Source organism: Thermomonospora catenispora, assembly GCF_006363815.1.
Taxonomy (GTDB): Bacteria; Actinomycetota; Actinomycetes; order Streptosporangiales; family Streptosporangiaceae; genus Thermomonospora; species Thermomonospora catenispora.
In genome coordinates this window covers 1-7,520 of record NZ_RRYT01000066.1, presented here as the reverse complement: position 1 = coordinate 7,520, position 7,520 = coordinate 1, and the positions used below count along the sequence as shown (strand labels likewise).

General features: G+C 71.8%; 3 protein-coding genes. All 3 read right to left on the bottom strand.

Features of this window, described 5'->3' with window-relative positions:
* Positions 1-219 precede the first annotated feature (219 nt).
* Positions 220-1,683 carry a glutamate synthase subunit beta gene (locus EIO00_RS23660; protein WP_140182598.1) on the bottom strand — a complete coding sequence of 488 codons (1,464 nt, stop codon included), beginning with the start codon at positions 1,681-1,683 and terminating at the stop codon, positions 220-222.
* Positions 1,684-1,702: 19 nt separating this feature from the next.
* Entirely contained in the window at positions 1,703-6,262 is a 4,560-nt protein-coding gene (gltB, locus tag EIO00_RS23655) for a glutamate synthase large subunit (protein WP_175596323.1), read from the bottom strand.
* Positions 6,263-6,666: 404 nt separating this feature from the next.
* Positions 6,667-7,520 (bottom strand): hypothetical protein (locus EIO00_RS24360; protein WP_161602792.1); only part of this gene is annotated, 854 nt, incomplete at its 5' end.

Sequence of the window (7,520 nt, the reverse complement as noted above, 5' to 3'; positions counted from 1 at the left end):
GCCGGCCGCGACCGGCCGCGACCCGCGCGGTGCGCGGGGCCGCCCCGACGAGCGTCCGCGGCGGATCCGACGAACCGCCCGGGCGGGCGGCGGCTTCGCGGCGAACGTCCGCGCGAGAACGCCCGCGGCGGGCCCGAAGGGCCTGGGGCGCCCCCAAGAGCGCCCGGAAAGGGACGAGCCCTCCGGACGGAGGGCTCGTCGCGCTCACGACCGTCGTGATCAGGAGATGGGCCTGGCGGTCGGCGGGATCGGGGCCGGCAGCACGGTGTCGCCGGACAGGTACGCGTCGACGGCGGCGGCCGCGGCGCGCCCCTCGGCGATGGCCCACACGATGAGCGACTGGCCGCGGCCCATGTCGCCGGCGACGAACACGCCGTCCACCGAGGTGGCGTAGTTCTCGTCCCGGGCGACGTTGCCGCGCCGGTCGAACTCCACGCCGAGCTGCTCGAGCAGGCCTTCGCGCTCGGGGCCGAGGAAGCCCATGGCCAGGACGACCAGCTGGGCGCTGATCTCCCGCTCGGTGCCCGGGATCGGCTTGAAGCCGGTCTCCGGTCCCTCCACCCCGACCACCTTGAGCGCCGCGACCCGCCCGTCCTCGTCGCCGACGAACTCGGTGGTGGACAGCGCGTACAGCCGCTGGCCGCCGAGCGCGTCGAGCTCCTCGTGGGCGCTCTCGACCTTGTAGAGCATCGGGTAGGTCGGCCAGGGCTGGTGGTCGGGCCGGCTGGTCGGAGGCTTGGGCATGATCTCCAGCTGGACCACCGAGCGGGCCCCCTGGCGGATGGCGGTGCCCACGCAGTCGGCGCCGGTGTCGCCGCCGCCGATCACCACGACGTCCTTGCCCGCGGCGGTGATCTTCGGCTCGGGGTAGTCGCCCTCCTGAACGCGGTTGGCGTCGGGGAGGTACTCCATCGCCTGGTGGACGCCGGCCAGCTCCCGGCCCGGAACGGGCAGGTCGCGGCGGACGGTGGAGCCGCCGGCCAGCAGCACCGCGTCGTGGCGGGCGCGCAGCTCCTCGGCGGTGATGTCGACGCCGACGTGCACCGAGGTGACGAACTCGGTGCCCTCGGCGCGCATCTGCGCCAGCCTCCGGTCCAGATGCCGCTTCTCCATCTTGAACTCGGGGATGCCGTAGCGCAGCAGCCCGCCGATGCGGTCGGCCCGTTCGTAGACGGTGACGTCGTGCCCGGCGCGGGTGAGCTGCTGGGCGGCGGCCAGCCCGGCGGGGCCGGAGCCGACGACGGCGACCTTCTTGCCGGTCTTGACCGCGGGGGGCTGGGGGGTGACCCAGCCCTCCTCCCAGGCCCGGTCGATGATCTCGGCCTCGACCCGCTTGATGGTGACGGGGTCGGAGTTGATGCCCAGCACGCACGCCGATTCGCACGGGGCGGGGCACAGCTTCCCGGTGAACTCGGGGAAGTTGTTGGTGGCGTGCAGCCGCTCGACGGCCTCCCGCCAGCGGCCGCGGTAGACCAGGTCGTTCCACTCGGGGATCAGATTGCCCAGCGGGCAGCCCTGGTGGCAGAACGGGATGCCGCAGTCCATGCATCGGCTGGCCTGCTTCTCCAGCCTGCCGCGGTCGAAGTCCTCATAGACCTCGCGCCAGCTCTTGATCCGCACGTCGACGGGACGCCGCTCGGGGAGCTCCCGCGGAACGGTCAGGAAACCCTTCGGGTCGGCCATGTGGTGGAACCCCCCTCGCTCAGCCGGTGACGGCGGCCATGATGGCCTCGTTGACGTCGCGCCCCTCGGCCTCGGCGCGGGCCTTGGCCTCCAGGACGCGCTTGTAGTCGCGCGGCATGATCTTGGCGAACCGGCCCAAGGCCGCGTCCCAGTCGGCCAGCAGCCGCTCGGCGACCGTCGAGCCGGTCTCGGTCAGATGCCGTTCGACGATCTCGCGCAGGAACTCGCGGTCGGCGTCGCCGAGCTCCTCGATCTCCACCATCTCGCGGTTGACCCGGACGGGTTCCAGATCGAGGACGTAGGCGATGCCGCCGGACATGCCGGCCGCCAGGTTGCGGCCGGTGGGGCCGAGGATGACGGCCCGGCCGCCGGTCATGTACTCCAGCGCGTGGTCGCCGACGCCCTCCACCACGGCGGTGGCGCCGGAGTTGCGGACGCAGAACCGCTCGCCGACGATGCCGCGGACGAACAGCTCGCCGGAGGTGGCGCCGTAGAGGATGACGTTGCCGGCGATGATCTGGTGCTCGGCGGCGAAGGGGGCGTCCGGGTGGGGCCGCACCGTGATGCGGCCGCCGGACAGGCCCTTGCCGACGTAGTCGTTGGCGTCGCCGACGAGCCGCAGCGTGACGCCGCGGGGCACGAAGGCGCCGAAGGAGTTGCCCGCCGACCCGGTGAAGGTGATGTCGATGGTGTCGGCCGGCAGCCCGGCCCCGCCGTACCGCTTGGTGATCTCGTGGCCGAGCATGGTGCCGACGGTCCGGTTGACGTTGCGGATCGGCAGCTCCAGCTTGACCTTCTCACCGCGGGTGAGGGCGCCCTCGGCGAGCTGGATGAGGGTGTTGTCCAGCGCCTTCTCCAGCCCGTGGTCCTGGGCGGTCACGCAGCGCGGCGCGTTCCCGTAGGGGTTCTCGGGCCGGTACAGGATGGGGCTGAGGTCCAGCCCGGAGGCCTTCCAGTGGTCGACGGCCTCGCGGGTGTCGAGCAGGTCGATGCGGCCGATGGCCTCGTCCAGGCTGCGGAAGCCCAGCGCGGCCAGGTACTCGCGGACCTCCTGGGCGATGAACTCGAAGAAGTTGACCACGAACTCGGGCTTGCCGCTGAAGCGCTTGCGCAGCTCCGGGTTCTGGGTGGCCACGCCGACCGGACAGGTGTCCAGGTGGCACACCCGCATCATGACGCAGCCGGAGACCACCAGCGGGGCGGTGGCGAAGCCGTACTCCTCGGCCCCCAGCAGCGCGGCGATGATCACGTCGCGGCCGGTCTTCATCTGCCCGTCGACCTGGACCACGATCCGGTCGCGCAGCCCGTTGCGCATCAGGGTCTGCTGGGTCTCGGCCAGTCCGAGCTCCCAGGGGGCGCCGGCGTGCTTGATGGAGGTCAGCGGGGAGGCGCCGGTGCCGCCGTCGTGACCGCTGATCAGCACCACGTCGGCGTGGGCCTTGGAGACGCCGGCGGCGACGGTGCCGACGCCGACCTCGGCGACCAGCTTGACGTGGATGCGGGCGGCCGGGTTGGCGTTCTTGAGGTCGTGGATGAGCTGGGCCAGGTCCTCGATGGAGTAGATGTCGTGGTGCGGCGGCGGAGAGATCAACCCGACGCCGGGGGTGGAGTGGCGGGTCTTGGCCACCCACGGGTAGACCTTGTGGCCGGGCAGCTGGCCGCCCTCGCCGGGCTTGGCGCCCTGGGCCATCTTGATCTGGATGTCGTCGGCGTTGGTCAGGTACTCGGCGGTCACCCCGAACCGGCCGGAGGCCACCTGCTTGATGGCGCTGCGCCGCAGGTCGCCGTTGGGGTCGGGGGTGTAGCGCTCGGGGTCCTCCCCGCCCTCGCCGGTGTTGGACTTGCCGCCCAGCCGGTTCATGGCGATGGCGAGGGTCTCGTGGGCCTCGGCGGAGATGGACCCGTACGACATGGCGCCGGTGGAGAACCGCTTGACGATCTCGCCGACCGGCTCGACCTCCTCGATCGGCACCGGCGGGCGCGTCCCCGTCTTGAGCTTGAACAGCCCGCGCAGCGTCATCAGCCGCTCGGACTGCTCGTCGACCTTCCGGGTGTACTCCTTGAAGATCTCGTACCGGCGGGTGCGCGTGGAGTGCTGCAGCTTGAAGACGGTCTCGGGGTTGAACAGGTGCGGCTCGCCCTCGCGCCGCCACTGGTACTCGCCGCCGACCTCCAGGGTGCGGTGGGCGGGGCCGTTGCCGCCCGTCGGGTAGGCACGGCGGTGCCGCTTGGCGACCTCCTCGGCGAGGACGTCGAAGCCGACGCCGCCGAGCCGGGAGGTGGTGCCGGTGAAGCAGCGCTCGATGACCTCCTCGCCCAGCCCGATGGCCTCGAAGATCTGCGCGCCGGTGTAGGAGGCGACCGTGGACACGCCCATCTTGGACATGATCTTCAGGACGCCCTTGCCGTACGCCTTGATCATGTTGCGCACGGCCTTGGCCGGGTCGAGGTCGGGCAGCGCGCCGGCGGCGATGAGCTCTTCGACGGTCTCGATCGCCAGGTAGGGGTTGACGGCGGAGGCGCCGTACCCGATCAGCAGCGCCATGTGGTGGCACTCGCGGGCCTCGCCGGTCTCCACCACCAGCCCGACGCGGGTGCGCGTCTTCTGGCGGATGAGGTGGTGGTGGACGGCGCCGGTCAGCAGCAGCGACGGGATCGCGGCGCGGGCGCGGTCGACGCCGCGGTCCGACAGCACGATGATCCGCGCCCCGTCCTCGATGGCCTGCGACACCTCGGCGCAGACCTCCTCCAGCCGCTGCTGGAGGGCCTCGCCGCCGCCGGCGACCTCGTACAGGCCGTGGACGACGTGGGCCTGCAGGTGCGGCAGGTCCCCCTCGTCGTTGATGTGGACGATCTTGGCGAGCTCGTCGTTGTCGATGATCGGGGTGGGCAGCACCAGCCGGCGGCAGGACTCGGGGCCGGGCTCCAGCAGGTTGCCCTCGGGGCCGAGGGTGGTCTGCAGGGAGGTGACCAGCTCCTCCCGGATGGCGTCCAGCGGAGGGTTGGTGACCTGTGCGAACAGCTGCTTGAAGTAGTCGAACAGCAGCCGCGGGCGGTCCGAGAGCACCGCCAGCGGGGTGTCGGTGCCCATCGACCCGACCGGCTCGGCGCCGGTCCTGGCCATGGGGGTGAGGATGACCCGCTGCTCCTCGAGGGTGTAGCCGAACGCCTGCTGGCGCTTGAGCAGTCCCTCGCGGTCGACGGTCTCGCGTCGGCGGGGCGGCAGCTCCTCGAACCGCACCAGGCCCTGATCCAGCCACTCCTGGTAGGGGTGCTCGGCGGCCAGCTCGGCCTTGATCTCATCGTCCTCGACGATCCGGCCGGCGGCGGTGTCGACCAGGAAGATCCGGCCCGGCTGCAGCCGGCCCTTGCGCACCACCTTCGCGGGCGGGATGTCATCGAGCACGCCGGACTCGCTGGCCAGCACCACGAGCCCGTCGTCGGTCACCCAGAACCGGCCCGGGCGCAGCCCGTTGCGGTCCAGCACGGCGCCGACCAGGGTGCCGTCGGTGAAGGTGACGCTGGCGGGGCCGTCCCAGGCCTCCATCAAGGTGGCGTGGAATTCATAGAAGGCCCGCCGCGCCGGATCCATCTCGACGTGGTTCTCCCACGCCTCGGGGATCATCATCAGCACCGCGTGCGGCAGCGACCGGCCGCCCAGGTGCAGCAGCTCCAGGCACTCGTCGAAGGAGGCGGTGTCGCTGGCCTCGATGTCGATCACCGGGTAGACGCGGGACAGGTCCCCGGGGATCAGGTCGGACTTCAGCAGCGCCTCCCTGGCCCGCATCCAGTTGCGATTGCCCTTGACGGTGTTGATCTCGCCGTTGTGGGCGATGAACCGGAACGGATGCGCCAGCTCCCAGGCCGGGAAGGTGTTGGTGGAGAACCGCGAGTGCACCAGCGCGATGGCGGTGGTGTAGCGGCGGTCCGACAGGTCGGGGTAGAACGGCTCCAGCTGCGGAGTCGTCAGCATCCCCTTGTAGACGATGGTCCGCGAGGACAGGCTGGGGAAGTAGACGCCCACGTCCTGCTCGGCGCGTTCGCGCATGCAGAACACCACGCGGTCCAGCTCCAGGCCGGTCTTGCCGGCGTGCGGGCCGTCGTCGGCGGCCTTGACGAACAACTGGGCGAAGTGCGGCATGGTCCGGCGGGCGGCCGGACCGCAGAAGTCGGGGTCATGGGGCAGCTCGCGCCACCCCAGAACGGTCAGGCCCTCCTCGGCGCACAACGCCTCCACGTGGGCGACGACCTCGGCCCGCTCCGTGCCGTCGGTCGGCAGGAACGCGGTCCCGGCGGCGTAGGCGCCGGCCGGGGGCAGCGCGAAGTCCACGACCTCGCGGAAGAAGGCGTCGGGGATCTGGGTGAGGATGCCGGCGCCGTCCCCGTCGTCGGGCTCGGCGCCGACCGCACCGCGGTGGTCGAGGTTCCGCAGGACGGTCAGGGCCTTCTCGACGATGTCGTGGCTCTTGCGGCCGTGCATGTCCGCGACCATGCCGACGCCGCAGGCGTCGTGCTCGTTGGCGGGGTCGTACAGCCCTTGGCGCGGGGGCATGCCAGGTGTGAGGGCAGCAGCCGTCATCAACCCTCCCGTCATCGTGTCACTGCTTACGTGTCAGTGCAGTCCGGGACGGCGCTGGCCCTTGCTGCTTTCTTCACCGGGAGACTATCCCACCGTCGGGACGGGGGTCGGGCAGGCAAGATCGCCTACCGGTCGACCGGATCCCCCGGCTTCGCCGGATATACCCAGCTTTGGCGAAGCCACGCCACGTTGCGTCGTATGGATCCGTTTCCTCGCATCCCGACGAAACCACCGACAAGTGGTTTAGACCAGCATAGCTTGCACTGAACAGATGCAAATCACCTGGTTCGGTGATCATCCTCACCGGGCCGTCCGGAACACGGCCCCGCCCGTCCGCGCTGATCTGCGCGTTCTCCCGCCCGCGCGATCACAGAACGGCTTCGCAAGACGGCGTCACAGGGCGTTCACAGCGCGGCGGCCGCGCGGCCCAGCACCGCGGACGCCTTGCCGCCCTCGATCAGCAACGCCAGCAGCGCCTCGTCGGTGGGATCGCCGGTCCCGTCCAGCCGCTGCGCCCAGGCGATCACCGCGTAGTGGCCCATCGCCAGGCCCCGGGCCGCCCCGAAGCCCTGCCCGAACCGGGACAGCTCCTCAGGGAACGGGCTCGCGGTGACGCCGCCGGGAACGTCGGTCAGCGGGCGGACGAACCCGCCGCCGTGGATCCGGCCGAGCGCCGCCACGAACCGGTCGGAGTCGGCGGAGGTGGTCAGGTTGAAGATCGTGACGCTGAGCGCGTACCCCTTGCGGGTGTCGGCGTACATGCCGCGGACGGCCTGGGTGCAGCCGCCCCGGCGCAGCTCCTCGGCGACCGCCGCCCCCCACACCGCCTGCGCGCAGTCGGCGTCCATCCGGCTGCCGACCAGGGTGAGCCGGGCGCCGGCCTCCTTGACGGTCAGGGTGCGGCCGGAGGCGGGGAACACCTCCGCCTCGGTGAGCGGCCGGGCGTCCTTGGCCCGCTCTTCGATGCCCCGATAGGCGTCCGTGGACGGCGAACTGGAGTAGGACTGCGGAGACGATCCGCTGTCGGCGGGTCGCCCCATCCCCCTCGCCGGATCGCCCTGCGCCGACCTCCCGTCGTCTCCGGAGACGACGATCAGCCCCGCGACGGCGACGATGACGACGACCGCCAACGCCGCGGCCGCGCCGAAGAAGAGCGGCGCCGACCCGCGTCCGGACCGGCCCCGCCCCGGCCGTCGGGGAGGCCGCCGCGCCGCGGCGCGGTCGGCGGACTCGGGGGCCCCGCCGGGCAGCGGGCGCG